Here is a 15,051-nt window from a genome sequence, read left to right as displayed (position 1 = left end):
ACAGCCCTCATCCCGTCATTTCCCGTCTTCCGGCACCGCCCGGAACGGCCCGTGGCCCGGTCGGCGGATCGGCCACGTCCATGCTGCCCGGCGCACTTTCACGACAAACCCAGGAGGGACGAGGGAGCACTTTTGTCACTCTTCTGTAAGGATCGCCCCTTTCTCTCCACACATAAGATCCATTTGCCAATAATTACCCCATAGATCACCCTTTGGCTTGTGCGGGTGTCAGTGCGCGGGCGGGGCGGTGCAGTCCTGCGCCGGCGGGTGGCCCGTCGGCCAGGCGAGTCCGGCGAACCTGATGTGCGGCTCCTGCGGGACGAGCCGGACGATGGCCACGGCCTTGTCGTAGGCGTCGCCGTTGTTGTCGAGGCAGATCCAGCCGCTGGCGCCCCGCACCCGTCCGTCGCCGTGCATGCGGGCGCGCGCGTTGAGGACGTCGGCGATCGCCGGGACGGGGGCCCGCGGTGTCACCCGGCTCCGGATCGCGGTGATGGCCGTCCAGGCCGAGTCGTGGGTGGTGATGGTCCGGCCGTCGTTGAGGTCGACGGGGCCGATCGGGCCGACGGGCGTCGCGGAGCCCTCGCCCGCCGCGAGCCTGCGCAGGGCCTCGAAGTCGTCCTTCGAGCCGCCGGTCGGCGGCGCGCCCGCGGTGGTCCAGGCGTCCGGATGGGTGATGGTCGCGTACTCCACGGTGAGGCCCTTGCCGGGGTCGAGCGCGGACCAGTCGAGCTTGGCGTCCAGCGCCAGCGTCGAGGCGCCCGAGACCGTCACGACCGTGTACTGCTTCTGCTTGCACCATCGTCCGCCCAGGGCGTTGACGAACAGCCGGAGCTGGAGGGGACGGCCCGCGAAGTAGACGGTCTCGGCCGCGGAGTTGCACATGCTGTTGACCATCTGGGCGAAGTCGTTCGCGTTGGTGCCCGGGTCGAGGGGGTCGTCGGGCGAGCGGAACTGCTCGGCGGCGCGGGGAGCGCCCTCGGTGGTCTTCTCGAACGTCCGCGCCAGCGTCGCGACGTAGTTGTCGTTCGGCCGGGTGTCCTCGACCACCAGGGTCTTCCGCACGTCGATGTTCTTGTTGAACGAGGTGAGGGCGGCGGCCTGCTCGCCGTTGGACGGGACGATCGCGAACAGGCCGGGGATGTCGCGGAAGTCGTTGGCGGTGACGGGACCGCCGACGACCGGCACGCCCTTCCCGGTCAGGCGCAGGATGGTCGCCTTGGTGGCGGCCGTGCTGAGGTTGATCCCGAAGACCGCGCGCAGGTGGTCCCCGCCGCCGACCATGCCGACGAGCCGGTCGGCGACGGGCCGCCACTCGGCGCTCTCCCGGCCGGGGTTCGCGAGCACCAGCCGGATCGCGGGCAGTTCCTCGCTCTGCTCGTTCGCCCGGTACTGGGCGAGATAGGCCCCCTGCACCTCGCGGAGGGTCTGCTGCCGCTCGACCTGGTCCTCGGGGGCCATCGGGACCATCATCGCGATGGTGACGTGCGGCCGCCGCACGGCCCTGTCGTTCTCGGCCTTGATCCGCGCGGACACGTCCCTGAGGTTCGGGTCGAACACGTGCGAGCCGTCGGTGACGCCCGTGCACTCCTGGTGCCGGCCGCGCTTGACGAGGCCCTCCCCGCAGGACGGGTCGCTGAGCCGCCGGTAGCCGGCGAAGCCGCCGGCCGCCACGACGATCACGGCCGTCGCGAGGATCAGCGTCCTGGTCAGCGGCCCGCGGCCGGTCAGCCAGCCACGGGCGCCGCCCCGTCGCCTCGATCGTCCCCGGCCGTTGGCACGCCGGTCGCCGCCGCGATCTCGGCCGTGGTCGTGGTCCCGGTCCTCACGGTCGGGCATCGTCCCTCTCCCTGATCGGCAGGTCGGGGGCCTGGACCCCCTGTTCCAGCGCCTCGGGCCACTCCCACTTCGCGTGGACGAACGCGTTGCCACGGTCGGGGGCGCGGTGCTCGAACGCCTCGCGCAGGTCCTGGAGCGCGTACTCGACGGCCTCGAGGTCCCGCTCCCGGGGCCTCGGGCGGACGGCGAGCGGGGCCGACATGCGCCACACGGTGTCGAGGAGGTGGCCGATCCGCCGGTGCTCGTCGGCCGAGGCTCCGTCATCGGAGCACGCCGGGCATCTCCTGGGTCCCCGGGGCGGCGCGGGGAAGCCGTCCGGTGGCCGTGGGGCCGCGCAGATGATGTTCAGCGCGTGGAGCCAGGACCGGGAGTCGGCCTCGTCCGCCGCGAAGAGCCGGTGCAGGTTGGCGACGACCCGCTCCCGTTCCTCCAGCGCCAGCGAGTGGTGCAGATCGCGGACGTCCCGGATGCCGGGGCCGGCCGCGCCCGGCCCGAGGGGGCTCGGGAGGTAACGGTCCCTGAGGTGCTCGTGGATCCTGCGCCAGCGCTCGTGCGCCACGCGAACCTGATCGGGGCCCGTCGCGGGCGTTCGGAGCCGCTCGATGAGCACGATCCGCAACCCGGGGTCCTGGACGAGGGGCATCCCGCGTTCGCCGGGCCAGGGCCGCTGGTCCCAGTGCCCGGCGTCCAGCACGTCCCTCCTGAGCCGCCGCACGAGATTCTCCGCCTGCCTGATCGGATACTCGCCCTCCTGGAGGAGGCTCCACAGGCTCGGCGCCACCACCGGATCGAGGGCCGTGGACAGGTCGGTCAGCGCGTCGCGGTCCCTGGGGTCGGGGACGAGGAACGCCGCCAGCCGGTCGAGGCAGTCCCGGTCCAGCACGGCGAGCCCGTCCCGCTCGGCGAAGAAGCGCGCCAGTTCGAAGGCGACGCCGATCCGGCCGCCGCTCACCCGGCCGATGACGGAGATCACGTCGTCGCGCGCGGGCACCTGCCCGAGCCGCTTGCGGATCATCCGGTCCGTCACCCGGGGCAGCCCCAGCCGCACGTGCCATGCCGCGGGCGGCAGCCTCGGCATCTCCCGCCACGGGTTCGGTGTCGTCGCCTGCACCACGGGCCCGCCGTCGCCGTGCGAGGTGGCGATCACGACCGGCCGGACGACCTTGCCGAGCGCTCCCCGGCGGGCCCGCACGCGTCCGAACTCGGCGGCCAGCGGCAGGAGGAACCGCTCCCGGCAGTCGTCGACGTCGTCGAGCAGGATCAGCGGTGGGTACGCCTGGTCGAACCGGGCGTAGAGCCCGTACCCGTGGTCGATGTCGGCGAGGAACGCGGCGATCAGATGCCCCTCGGCCTGGACGCGGTTCTCGCCGCCGTCGTGGAAGTCCTCGGCGAACGCCATGAGCCGGTCGAGGGCGTTCCCGGTGTGCTCGGGCAGTTGCTCCACCCACCACGCGAGCGCCTTCCGGTTGGCCCCGCGATCCTGCAACTGCCGGATGGCCACGCGCAGGATCGGGACCGGGTCGGGCAGACCGGGAAGTAACGCGCCCAGTGCCGGGCCGACCGCCGCGGCCAGCACCTCCAGCACCTCCACCTGCAACTCGCTCGTCTTGCGCGAGTCGCTGAGGACCTCTCCGACCAGGTGCTTGAGCTTGGCGAGTTCGCGCCCCCGCCGCGGCGGCGCCTTGCTCCCGCCCTCGGTCTCCGCCGCCCCCTCCGCGGCCCAGGACGTGACCACGAGAAGTCCGACGGACAGGCGCGGGAACGGCAGTTCCCTGCGTCCGGCGGGCTTCTCCAGTTCGTACTGGAGTTGGTAGAGCAGATTGCTCACCGCCGAGGCGTTCTGCGAATCCACCCGCCGGAACGCGGGCTCGGTCAGGCGGACCCTGCCCAGCGGCACCGCGTTCTTGTAACCGTCGTACAGGACGTCGATCAGCGTGGTCTTGCCGCTCGCCCGGCCCCCGACGATCTCGACGACCGGCTCGCCCAGGGGGAACTCGCGGCTCACCCGCGCCCCGCCGTTCGCCTTCCGGCCGACCAGCCCGGGGACGATCCCGTCCACCAGGATCCGCAGGTTGTAAAGTTCGTCCATCTCCGCCCCTGTCGCGAAGTATCGGAACTCCGGCAAGCAGCGTAAGACGATCCTGTCCATGACGACAGTAATTAGCCGGTTGCGGCCCGGGGGCGCGAAGAAGGTTTTCCGATCATTCGCGGAGACCCGGAAAGGGGTCCGCGTCAGGGTCGGCGGGCGGCGTCCGGTGGTCGTGCGGCGTCGGATGGGCGTGCGATGGCGTAGCCGTAGGCAGCGCAGAGGAGCATCAGGGCAGCGGCCGTCCAGAGCGGGGTGGCGGGCGACACGTGCCGCAGGAGCACTCCCCCGAGGAACGCGCCGAGCAGGAGGATCAGCACCGACGCGGTGCGCCAGCCCCGTTTCCACGGGTTCAGCACCTCCGCGAACAGGGACGTCATGGTGCTCGTCACGAGCGTCGTCTTCAGGTCGACCGCCTTCACTCTCAGGACCACCGCGTTCTGCGCGCCCATCGCCAGGCCCAGGAGCACGATCAGCACATGCCGCAGCGGCTCCGCCGGCACCGGGTGGACGGTCATGAGAACCGCCACGGCGACCGTCAGCACCGCCTCGCACAGCGTCGCGACGGCCAGGACGAGGCCGTGGTGCGGCGCGCGGCGCGTTCCCAGGCGTCCGGCGGCGGCCGCCCCGAGGCCGAACGCGGCGATCGCGACCAGCGAGCGGCTGACCGATCCCTCCGGCGAACCGGCCAGGCCGAGGCCGAGGAAGATGACGTTCCCGGTCATGTTCGCCACGAAGACCTGGCCGAGCGCCAGGTAGCAGACCGAGTCGACCAGGCCCGCCACCACGGTGAGCGCGACGAGCAGGATCGGCAGGGGTCCGCGCTCGTCGCTCTCCGGCCCCTCCCTCACGCGTCGCCCGTGACGAACTCCGTGTCGGTTCCCTCCTGCTGTTCCTTGTCGGTCATGCGCATCCGGAACAGGGCGTCGACGACCTTCCCGATGGCGAACGTGACGACGAAGGTGTAGACGCCGACGACGATCACCGCGACGATCTGCTTCCCGAGCAGCGACACCCCGCCGCCGTAGAACAGGCCCGCCGGGCCGTGCCGCCAGCCAGTGGCCAGGAAGCCCAGGGCCAGGACGCCGACGATGCCGCCCGCGCCGTGGATTCCGGTGACGTCGAGGGTGTCGTCGTATCCGGCGACGAGCTTCAGCTCCACCGCGTAGGTGCAGACGAGCGCCGCGACGATCCCGATGACGAACGCCCCGGTGACGCTCACGAAGGCGCAGGACGGGGTGATGGCCACCAGTCCGGCGAGGGCCCCGCTGGCCGATCCCATGCGGGTCAGGTGCCGCGTCCGGATCCACTCGACGAGCCGCCAGGTGAGCATCGCCGCACATCCCGCGACCAGTGTGCTGGCAAAGGCGCGAACGGCCGTCGCGCCGTCGTTCAGCGCCGATCCGGCGTTGAACCCGAACCAGCCGAACCACAGGAGGCCGAGCCCGAGCATCACCCAGGGGATGTTCGCGGGACGCGGTCCCTCGCCCCGGCGGAAGGCGATGCCCTTCCCGAGGACGAGGGCCATGGCGAGCCCCGCGATCCCGGAGTTGATCTCGACGACCAGGCCGCCCGCGAAGTCCAGGACGCCCCACTTGTTGAGCCATCCGGAACCGCTGAACACCCAGTGCGCGATGGGGATGTAGACCAGGGTCACCCAGGCGACCACGAAGACGATCCAGGGGCCGAAGCGCGCCCGTCCCGCGATGGATCCGCTGATCAGGGCGACGGTGATGATGGCGAAGGTCGCCTGGAAGCAGACGTAGATCAGCAGCGGGATCCGGCCGTGCAGCGCGAACGGGGTGATGTCCCGCAGCGCCCAGTCACCCCAGCCGAGAAGGCCCCCGTGGTCCTTTCCGAAGGCCAGCCCGAATCCGTAGAGGAACCACAGGACCGTCACCAGGCTGATGCAGATGTAGCTCATATAGAGCATCGTCAGCATGTTCTTCGAACGGACCATTCCGCCGTAGAACAGCGCGAGGCCCGGCGTCATGAGGAGCACCATCGCCGTGCTCACCATCAGCCAGGCGGAATCACCGGTGTTCAATCCGAACGGCATCGCGAACCCCATCGGCTTCCATGCCCCGAACGCGGGGCGTCCCCGCCAGGGGAATCACCGACGACATGCCCCGGCAAACTCGACTTGACAATATTTGGCGCGCCCTTGGATGTATGTGGCTCTTTGTTGTCGATCCTGGCGTTTTTTCGTTCGTGCCGCCGGGGATGCCCATCCCCGGCGGCGATCGACTGGTCTTTGTTCGTGTCGCGGCGGTCGACTCGGCGTCTTCCGCCCGGAACCGGAACCCGATTCGGGGCAAGGGGAATCGATGGCGTCTTCGTCGGCGCGGACGGGCGGCCAGGACGCCGGACCGAATCCCCTCCGCGGCGGAATGCGGCCCGTCCGGACGATCCTGCGCGGCATCGCTCAGGTCGACTTCCAGCCCAACCACTGGACCGGGCTCATCTTCCTCATCGCGCTGTTCGCCGGTGGCTGGCAGTACGGCGTCTTCGGACTCCTCGGGACCGTCGCGGCGACACTCACCGCCTCCCTGCTCGGCGCCGACCGGCACGGGATCGTGCTGGGCCTCGAAGGGTTCTGCGGCACGCTCGTCGGCGTCGCCCTCGTCCTCTACCTGGGGGCCGGGTGGATGACGGCGGTGGTCGTCGTCGGCGCGGGCGTCGCCACCAGCGTCCTCACCTCCGCCCTGACCGTCGTGCTCAAGCCGTACGGGATACCGGGGTTCACCGCGCCCTTCTGCATGGTCACGACCGTCATGGTGCTCGGCGCGCCGAGCTACGACCGGGTGTGGGCCGGGCACCCGGACACGCCCGCGCCGTCGGCGTCCCGTCCCGGCACCACGATGACCTGGACGGACGTGTGGCACGGCTTCTTCAACGGCGTCGGGCAGGTGTTCTTCCAGAACAAGTGGTACGTCGGCCTGATCTTCCTGATCGGCCTGGCGGTGTCGAGCCGGCTGGTCGCCGCGGCGGCGGCCGCGGCGAGTCTCATCGGGTTACTGGTCGCCTGGGGGCTCGGTGTGGCGGCGGCCGACATCGGGGCCGGGCTGTACGGCTACAACGCCGTCCTGACCGGCATCGCGCTCACGGGGACCTTCCTGGCGCTCAGCCCGGCCGGCGTCGTCTTCGCGGCGATCGGGGCGGCGACCGCGACCGCGCTGACCGCGGGCATCGGCAACCTGTTCACCGTCGTCGGCGGCCACACGCTGACCTGGCCGTTCGTCCTGGTCACGTGGGTGTTCCTGGCCTCTGTCCCCCTCTTCTCCAAGCTCCTGCGGGCCACCTGACGGCGCCCGCCGACCACGTCCACATCCACATCCACGTCCCGAAAGAACGAACCGGTGAGAGGAACGCTCATGAACCTGGCACCACGCGAGATCGACAAACTGATGATCTTCGTCGTCGCCGAGATGGCGGAACGGCGCAGACAGCGCGGCCTGAAGCTGAACTACGGCGAGTCGGTCGCCCTGATCAGCTCCGCGATCGTGGAGGCCGCGCGGGACGGCAGGTCCGTGGCGGACTGCATGGAGCTCGGCAAGCACGTGGTCGGGCCGGACGACGTGCTGCCCGGGGTGCGCGGCATGCTGAAGCTGCTCCAGGTCGAGGCCGCCTTCGACGACGGCACCAAGCTGGTGTCCTGCCACGACCCCATCGGCGGCGGCAAGTGACACCACCGTCCCTCCCCTCCGGACGCGACGTCCTCGCGGTCGGCGGCCACGAGGCCGCGGCCTCTCCGCTGCGCGGCCCGCCCCTGGGCGGACCCGCCGGGATTCTCTCCCCTGGTCGTGGGCTTGCCGCGGCTCTTCGGACGCATCCGAGCGCCGTCGCGGTGCCGGTGACGCTGGGCCGCGACCCGGGCCTGGCCCCGGCGGCGGCGCAGGCGCTGGCCTGGGCCGCACGCGACCGTCCGCCCGGGTCCTTCCTGCTGGCGGACCCGCTGGGCACGGTGACGCACCTGGTCGGGTGGCTCCGCTCGAAGGTGACCGGGATCCTGCGCGGCGGCGACTTCACCGGCGCCGTGCTGCTGGTGGCGCCGCCCGCCGATCCCGAGGCCGACGCCGAGCTGTTCAAGGTCGCGCGCCTCGTCTGGCAGTACCTGCCCGTCCGCTGGGTGGAGGTGGCCCTGGCGGGCGACGAGTCCGCGCTGGCCGAGGGGGTCGACCGCTGCCTGCGGCTGGGCGCGGACGAGGTCGTCGTGGTGCCCGCGTCGCTCGTCCCGCCTCCGGCCTGCCCGCCGGGCGGCCGCGACGCGGGACCGCTCCTGGGACCCGCCGCCCTCGCCGCCCTGATCGCCGAACGCGCGACCCAGGCCGAACGCCGCTGGGAGCGGGACGGCGACGACGGCCTGCGGATGAAGCCGCACCACGGCCACGGGCACACGCTCGGCCGTACGCCCGAACCCACTACGGAAACGCCTGAAGGGACGCTCACTCATGGCTGACGACGTCTACATGTTCGGCGAGGGGCCGATCGAGCTCAACGCCGGTCAGCGCCGGGAGACGCTGACGGTGCAGAACACCGGCGACCGGGCCGTCCAGATCGGCTCGCACTTCCACTTCTTCGAGGTCAACCGGGCGCTGAGGTTCGACCGCGAGCAGGCGATCGGCATGCGGCTGGACATCCCCGCCGGAACCGCCGTCCGGTTCGAGGCCGGCGACACCAAGCAGGTGACGCTGGTCGAGTACGGCGGCGGGCTGCGCATCGTCGGGTTCGGCGGCCTGCTCGACGGGAGCTGCCGGTCCGGGGAGGCCCGGCGGGAGGCGCTCATCCGGATGCGCGAGCGCGGCTACCTCGACGAGCCGGTGACCGGCCCGGCCCGGAGCGGCAGGGCGGCGGGCGGCTTGGCCAAGAAGTCCGCCGCGAAGAAGACCGCGCCGGCGAAGAAGACCGCCAAGGCCGCCAAGCCCGCGAAGGCCGCCAAGCCCGCGAAGGCGGCCAAGGCAGTGAAAACGGCCAAGGCGGCGAAGGCAGGGAAGAAGACGGCGAAGAAGGCGGCCACGTCCCGGGCGCGGAAGGGCTGACGGCGATGACGAGGATCTCTCGCGAGCAGTACGCGAGCATGTACGGCCCCACCGTGGGCGACCGTCTCCACCTCGCGGACACCAACCTGGTGGTGGAGATCGAGTACGACCACACCGAGGGCCACTACGGGGACGAGACCCAGTACGGCGGCGGCAAGACCGCCCGGGACGGGATGTCGTCCGACCCGGCCTCGATGAACGCCACCACCGCGCTCGACACCGTGATCACCAACGCGGTGATCATCGATCCGGTGCTGGGGATCGTCAAGGCCGACATCGGCATCAAGGACGGCCGGATCGCGGGCGTGGGCAAGTCCGGCAACCCGCACACGCAGAACGGCGTGGACCGGCGGCTGATCGTCGGGGTCGGCACCGAGGTGATCTCCGGGGAGAACCTCATCGCCACGGCCGGGGCGATCGACACGCACGTCCACCTCATCGCGCCGCAGCAGGCCGAGCACGCGCTGAGCAACGGCATCACCACCCTGGTCGGCGGCGGCACCGGTCCCGCGGACGGCTCGCGCGGCACCACGTGCACGCCCGGCCCGTGGAACATCGCCCGGATCCTCCAGGCGTACGAGGACATCCCGATCAACATCGCGGTGTACGGCAAGGGCAACAACAGCCTGCCGGGCGCCCTGGACGAGCAGCTGCGCTCGGGCGCGGCGGGCCTGAAGGTGCACGAGGACTGGGGCTCGACCCCGGCCGTCATCGACTGCGCCCTGCGCGTCGCCGACGACCACGACGTGCAGATCACCATCCACACCGACACGTTGAACGAGGCCGGGTTCGTCGAGGACACCATCGGCGCGATCAACGGCCGGACGATCCACACCTACCACTCGGAGGGCGCGGGCGGCGGTCACGCGCCCGACATCCTGAAGATCACGTCCGAGCCGAACGTCCTGCCCGCCTCGACGAACCCGACGCTGCCGTACACGGCGGACTCGGTGGACGAGCTGCTCGACATGACGATGGTGTGCCACCACCTCAGCTACGACGTCCCGGAGGACCGGGCGTTCGCGGAGAGCCGCGTCCGGGCCGAGACGATCGCGGCCGAGACCGTCCTGCACGACCTGGGCCTCATCAGCATCGTCGGGTCGGACTCGCAGGCGATGGGACGGGTGGGCGAGTCCTTCACGCGCACGTTCCAGGTCGCGCACCACTGCAAGGACAAGCGGGGCCCGCTGCCCGAGGACTCCGCGCGCAACGACAACCACCGCGTGCTGCGCTATCTGGCCAAGCTCACCATCAATCCGGCGCGGGCCAGCGGGCTGGCCGACACGATCGGGTCGCTGGAGGACGGCAAGCTCGCCGACATCGTCCTGTGGCCCGTCCATTCCTTCGCGGTGAAGCCGTTCATGGTGGTCAAGGGCGGGCTGATCAGCTGGGCGCAGATGGGCGACCCGAACGCGTCGCTGCCCACGCCGCAGCCGGTCTACCTGCGGCCCATGTACGGGGCGATGGGCCGGGCGCTGAAGGAGACGTGCGTGACGTTCATGTCGGACGCCTCGATCGCCGGCGGCGTCCCGGAGCGGCTCGGACTGGAACGGCTGATCCGTCCCGTGCGGCAGTGCCGGACGGTGGACAAGCGGCACATGATGCACAACTCGTCGGTCGCGCGGGTCGACGTCGATCCCGAGACGTACAAGGTCACCGTGGACGGCGAGCTCGCCACCATCGAGCCCGCCGAGTGGCTGCCGCTGAACCGGCTCTTCTTCATCGCATGACCCGCCGGGCCCCGAAGCCGTCCGGCGTGCCGAAGACATCCGGCGGGCTGGGCGCGCTGCTGGCGCAGTTCCAGCTCACCGACTCCGCCTTCCCGAGCGGGCTCTACACCCTGTCGCACGGCCTGGAGGGGTACGTCCAGCTGAGGATCGCCGGTGCGGACGACGTCCACGACCTGGTGTCCGGCGTGATCCGGGCCGCGGGCACCGCGGACGCGGCGGCCCTGGCGCTGGCGCACCGCGCGGTCGCCTCGGACGACTGGGACGCGGTCGTGGAGGCCGACCGCAGGCTGCACGCGATCAAGCTCGGCCCGGAGCAGCGCACCGCGTCGGTGCGGACGGGACGGCAGCTCCTGGGCCTCGCGGAACCGGCCTTCGGGTCGGCCCCGGCCGTCCGGCTGGGACGCCTGGTCGCCGGCGGCGCGACGCCCGGCAACCACGCCGTCGTCGTGGGGGCGGTCCACGCGGGCCTCGGCGTCCCGGTCCGCGACGCCGTGGCCGGTGACCTGTACGCCCTCGCGGCCAGCTGCGCGACGGCGGCGGTCCGCCTCGGGCGCAGCGACTTCCGGCGGGCGCAGGGGCTGCTGCGCGCGCTGCGCCCGGAGATCGTCCGGGCGGCGGAGACGGCGCTCGCGGCCCGGGACCCGCGCGACCTGCGCTCCTCCACCCCGCTCGCCGACGTCGTCGCCGCGGCGCACGAGCGGGCCGAGGCCCGGCTGTTCATCACCTGACCCGACGATTCGGAGCGACCCATGGAACTGGAGCAGGTCTACAAGATCGGGATCGGCGGCCCGGTGGGATCGGGCAAGACCGCCCTGATCGAGGCGCTCGTCCCCCTCCTGGTCGGCCGGGGGCACCGTCCCGGCGTCATCACCAACGACATCTACACCCAGGAGGACGCCCAGCACGTGCGGCGGACCCTCGCCGGGACGCTGGACGCCGACCGCGTCGTCGGCGTCGAGACGGGCGCGTGCCCGCACACCGCCGTCCGGGACGACCCGACGATGAACCTCGCGGCGGCGGCCGAGCTGCTCGACCGGTTCCCCGACATCGACGTCCTGCTGTTCGAGAGCGGCGGCGACAACCTCACGCTGACCTTCAGCCCGGCGCTCGCGGACGTCTTCGTGTTCGTCCTGGACACGGCGGAGGGCGAGAAGATGCCGCGCAAGCGCGGTCCCGGCACGACCGACTCCGACCTGCTCGTCATCAACAAGATCGACATCGCGCCCTACGTGCGCACCGACCTCGCGGTCATGGAACGGGACGCGCACGCGGTCCGCGGGAACGGCCGCGTCATCCTGACCGACTGCCTCACCGGAACGGGCGTGTCCGACGTGGCCGACTTCGTCCTCGATCGCCGGGAGACGCTGTGCTCGTCGACGGGATGACCGGCGCCGCCGGCATCCGCCCCCTCGCGGACCGGACCGCCGGAGGCCGGACGTCGGTGGAGCGGTGCACGCCTCCGTGGCTGCCCACCGCCGTGTCCGGGCTCGGGGCCGTGCCCGACACCCTGCCCGTCGGATCGCCGGGCAAGGTCGGCGTGCTGGAGATGGACTTCGCCTCGGTCGCAGGCCGCACCGAGCTGACCGGCCACTTCCAGAAGGCGCCGCTGCACACCGCGCGTCCGCTGTACCCGGATCCCGCTCGTCCCGACATGCCGCATGTCATGTTCCTGTCGTCCGGGGGCGGCGTCCTGCAAGGTGACCGCTACCGGATCGCCGCGTCCTGCGGGCCCGGCACGGCCGTCCATTTCAGCACCCAGACCGCCACGCGGCTGTACCGGATGGAGCGCGACTACGCCACGCAGCTCGTCGACGTCACCGCCGCACCCGGCAGCTATGTGGAGTACCTGCCGCAGACCACGATCCCGTTCGGGGGCTCGCGCTATTACCAGCACATGCGCGTCACCGCGTCCGCGGAGTCGACGATCGTCCTGGGCGACAAGCTGATGGCCGGGCGGCTCGCGCGCGGAGAACGCCACGCCTACACCGCCTACTGCGCGGACCTGGACGTCCACGGCCAAGACGGGCGCCTGCTATTCGCCGACCCGATCCGGCTCGTCCCCGCCGAGGACGCCGTCACCGCCCCCACCGTGATGGGCGGCTTCGGGCTCATGGCCACCCTGTACGTGATCACGAGGGCGGCCCCCGCGCAGGAGCTCGCCGACACCATGCACACCACCCTCGCGGGCACGGGGCTGCGCGGTGGGGCGAGCGTCCTGCCCGGGGAGTGCGGCGCGTGGGCGCGGGTCTTCGGCGAGCGCTCCCCCGAGGTCGAGGAGGCGTTCTTCCGGACCTGGGACGCCGTCCGCCGCCGCCTGCTCGGCGCGGCGGCCCCCCGCCCCCACGGCGCCTCGTGGGTGGAGCCATGACCGACAACATGATCCACCGGCGCGGGCCTGGCCCTCTTCGTGGCCCTCCGCCAACTGCCGACCCGTTCACCTGACCGCTCCGCGAAGTGGTCAGGTGAACGGGTTGAGTTCGTGGAAGGTGCGGAAGTCGAAGAAGTGAAGGCCGTCCTTGACCGCTCCGGATCTGATCTCCTCCAGGGTCCAGGGGTGGTCGGAGTAGTTGTCCATCGCCACTCCCCCGTGCGCGAGCAGCAGTTCGGCCAGGTGGTGGAGTTCGGTGGTGCCCTCGACGCGTCCGGGGACGCCGATCTGCACCGCCCAGGCGGGGTGGTGGCCGAGGGCCGCGTCGAGGACGGTCACCTCCTCGGGGGGCCAGTCCGAGAAGAGGTGGCCGTCCCGCTCGTCGTCGATGTCGACGTAGAGGGCCCTGTCCATCAGCCACGGATAACGCTGCTCGGGGAAGTGGCGGTCGAGGAGCGAGACGGTGTCGGCGCGCTCGCCCACCGGGAACATGAACGCGGTACGCATGGCGGGGAGGGTAGCCGGTGCGGTCAGGAGGACGGGGGCATGAGGCGGAGTTGGAGCATGGCCTCGAAGCGGCTGTCGGGGTCGGTGAGGTCCAGGCCGGAGACCTCCGTCAGGCGCTTGAGGCGGTAGCGGAAGGTGTTGGGGTGGACGTGGACGGCCGCGGCGGCCGCGGGGACGTCGCCGAAGGTGTCGAGCCAGGCGGCGAGGGTCTCGGTGAGGGCGGTGCGGTGCCCGGCGTCGTAGGCGCGGAGGCGCGGGACGGGGCCGTCGGGGATGTCGTCCTCGCCCGCCATGCGGTCGGTGAGGTCGGCCAGGAGCGAGGCGGTGTAGACGTCGGCGAGGCGGGCGGCGCGGGTCCGGGTGCGCCCGTGGCGCAGGACGCGGAGCGCGCGGTCGGCGTCCTGGCGTGAGCGGGGCAGGTGGGCGGGGCGCGCGGCGACGCGTCCGATGCCGATGACGGCCGGGACGCGGGTGCCGACGCGGGCGAGGAAGGCGCCCGCGACGCGCAGCGCGGGCTCGTCGGAGGTGGTGGGGAGGATGGCGTAGGTGACGCCGCCGAGGGTGGCCGTGGCGGTGCGCGGGTGGACGGCGGCCAGGTGCAGGGCCAGGGCGTCGGAGACGCGCTCGCCCGCCGCGATCCGGTCGGGCGCGGACGACCCGCCGGTGATGGCGAGGGCGAGGACACAGGCGGGCTGGGCGGTGAGGCCGAGGCGGGCGGCGGCCTCGGGGGCGCCCGCGCCGCCTTCCAGGACGGTCGCGAGCAGGTCGGCGCGCAGGCGGCGTCCGACGTCCTGCCCGGCCCGGAGGCGGAGGAGGTGGAGGGCGACGACGCGCGCGGCCTCGGCGAGGGAGCGTTCACGGTCGGCGGTGAGGGGACGGTCGACGACGGCCCAGACGGAACCGAGGATCTCGCCCCCGGCGCGGACGGCGATGGCGGCGCGGGGCTTGTCGGCGACGCCCTCGATGTAGACGGGACGGTCGCTGCGGTACAGGGCGGTGAAGGCCCCGTGCTCCTCCAGGGCGCGGAGCCGGTCGGCGGGCACCTGGCGGTCGAGGATCGTGGCGATGCGGTCCGGGTCGCCCTCGTCCTGGCGGCTGGAGAAGGCCAGGACGCGGCCGTTGCGGTCCTCGACGGTGACCGGGCCGTCGAGGAGCGCGGCGACGGCGTTGGCCACGGCGAACAGGTCGGGGGCGGCGCCGCTGTCGGTGCCGGTGCCGGTGCCGGTGCCGGTGCCGGCGCCGGCGCCGGTCTCGTCCAGGCCGACGTCGTCGACGGCGAGCAGGGAGCGCAGCAACGCGGCGACCTGAGCCCAGGACGCGCCGGGGGTGAGGCCGAGCACGGCGACGCCGGTGCGCGCGGACGCGGCGCGGACGGTGTCGTCGACGGCGGCCGGGGACCGGACGATGACCGCGGCGGCGTCGAGGGCGGCGGCCCGTTCGACGAGCGCCGCGACGGGCCCGGCGCCGTGCACGCCGACGCCG

At 72.2% G+C, this 15,051-nt stretch carries 14 protein-coding genes; 8 read left to right on the top strand and 6 right to left on the bottom strand.

What is annotated here, in order from left to right:
- Window positions 1–228: 228 nt before the first annotated feature.
- The 4 genes from EBO15_RS33270 to EBO15_RS33255 form a co-directional block, all read right to left on the bottom strand.
- On the bottom strand, window positions 229–1,839 hold the full coding sequence (locus tag EBO15_RS33270) for an ABC transporter substrate-binding protein (RefSeq protein ID WP_199744959.1): 1,611 nt from the start codon (window positions 1,837–1,839) through the stop codon (window positions 229–231).
- Window positions 1,826–3,928 (bottom strand): hypothetical protein, encoded by a 2,103-nt coding sequence (locus tag EBO15_RS33265; RefSeq protein ID WP_122198448.1) that lies wholly within the window; start codon window positions 3,926–3,928, stop codon window positions 1,826–1,828. Before EBO15_RS33265 ends, EBO15_RS33270 begins: the two co-directional genes overlap by 14 nt.
- Before the next feature lie 143 nt (window positions 3,929–4,071).
- Window positions 4,072–4,776: a YoaK family protein gene (locus EBO15_RS33260; protein WP_122198447.1), complete on the bottom strand. Its 705-nt coding sequence runs from the start codon at window positions 4,774–4,776 to the stop codon at window positions 4,072–4,074.
- On the bottom strand, window positions 4,773–5,984 hold the full coding sequence (locus EBO15_RS33255; RefSeq protein WP_122198465.1) for an ammonium transporter: 1,212 nt from the start codon (window positions 5,982–5,984) through the stop codon (window positions 4,773–4,775). Before EBO15_RS33255 ends, EBO15_RS33260 begins: the two co-directional genes overlap by 4 nt.
- A gap of 268 nt (window positions 5,985–6,252) precedes the next feature.
- Here EBO15_RS33255 and EBO15_RS33250 point away from each other — a divergent pair, with 268 nt between their 5' ends.
- The 8 genes from EBO15_RS33250 (at window position 6,253) to EBO15_RS33215 (ending at window position 13,062) form a co-directional block, all read left to right on the top strand.
- Window positions 6,253–7,230 carry an urea transporter gene (locus EBO15_RS33250; RefSeq protein ID WP_233616598.1) on the top strand — a complete coding sequence of 326 codons (978 nt, stop codon included), beginning with the start codon at window positions 6,253–6,255 and terminating at the stop codon, window positions 7,228–7,230.
- A 69-nt stretch (window positions 7,231–7,299) separates the two neighbouring features.
- Window positions 7,300–7,611 (top strand): urease subunit gamma, encoded by a 312-nt coding sequence (locus EBO15_RS33245; protein ID WP_122198446.1) that lies wholly within the window; start codon window positions 7,300–7,302, stop codon window positions 7,609–7,611.
- Window positions 7,608–8,384, top strand: a complete 777-nt coding sequence (locus EBO15_RS33240) for a CbiX/SirB N-terminal domain-containing protein (RefSeq protein WP_147481773.1) — start codon at window positions 7,608–7,610, stop codon at window positions 8,382–8,384. Before EBO15_RS33245 ends, EBO15_RS33240 begins: the two co-directional genes overlap by 4 nt.
- Window positions 8,377–8,964, top strand: a complete 588-nt coding sequence (ureB, locus tag EBO15_RS47505) for an urease subunit beta (protein ID WP_122198444.1) — start codon at window positions 8,377–8,379, stop codon at window positions 8,962–8,964. Before EBO15_RS33240 ends, ureB begins: the two co-directional genes overlap by 8 nt.
- A gap of 5 nt (window positions 8,965–8,969) precedes the next feature.
- Window positions 8,970–10,694, top strand: a complete 1,725-nt coding sequence (gene ureC, locus EBO15_RS33230) for an urease subunit alpha (protein WP_122198443.1) — start codon at window positions 8,970–8,972, stop codon at window positions 10,692–10,694.
- Complete coding sequence (locus EBO15_RS33225) at window positions 10,691–11,422, top strand: urease accessory protein UreF (protein WP_122198442.1); 732 nt, start codon at window positions 10,691–10,693, stop codon at window positions 11,420–11,422. The genes ureC and EBO15_RS33225 overlap by 4 nt, the downstream gene beginning before the upstream one ends.
- A 21-nt stretch (window positions 11,423–11,443) precedes the next feature.
- A complete protein-coding gene (gene ureG / locus EBO15_RS33220; protein ID WP_122198441.1) occupies window positions 11,444–12,079 on the top strand; it encodes an urease accessory protein UreG in 636 nt (211 codons plus the stop codon).
- Window positions 12,061–13,062 (top strand): urease accessory protein UreD, encoded by a 1,002-nt coding sequence (locus tag EBO15_RS33215; protein WP_233616597.1) that lies wholly within the window; start codon window positions 12,061–12,063, stop codon window positions 13,060–13,062. The genes ureG and EBO15_RS33215 overlap by 19 nt, the downstream gene beginning before the upstream one ends.
- A 90-nt stretch (window positions 13,063–13,152) precedes the next feature.
- Here the strand turns inward: EBO15_RS33215 and EBO15_RS33210 are convergent, their stop codons facing one another.
- Window positions 13,153–13,569, bottom strand: a complete 417-nt coding sequence (locus EBO15_RS33210) for a hypothetical protein (RefSeq protein ID WP_122198440.1) — start codon at window positions 13,567–13,569, stop codon at window positions 13,153–13,155.
- A 23-nt stretch (window positions 13,570–13,592) separates the two neighbouring features.
- Window positions 13,593–15,051 (bottom strand): PucR family transcriptional regulator (locus tag EBO15_RS33205; RefSeq protein WP_122198439.1); only part of this gene is annotated, 1,459 nt, incomplete at its 5' end.

This window comes from Actinomadura harenae (assembly GCF_003696215.1).
In the GTDB taxonomy this organism is placed as follows: Bacteria; Actinomycetota; Actinomycetes; order Streptosporangiales; family Streptosporangiaceae; genus Spirillospora; species Spirillospora harenae.
This window is presented reverse-complemented; position numbering and strand designations above follow the sequence as displayed.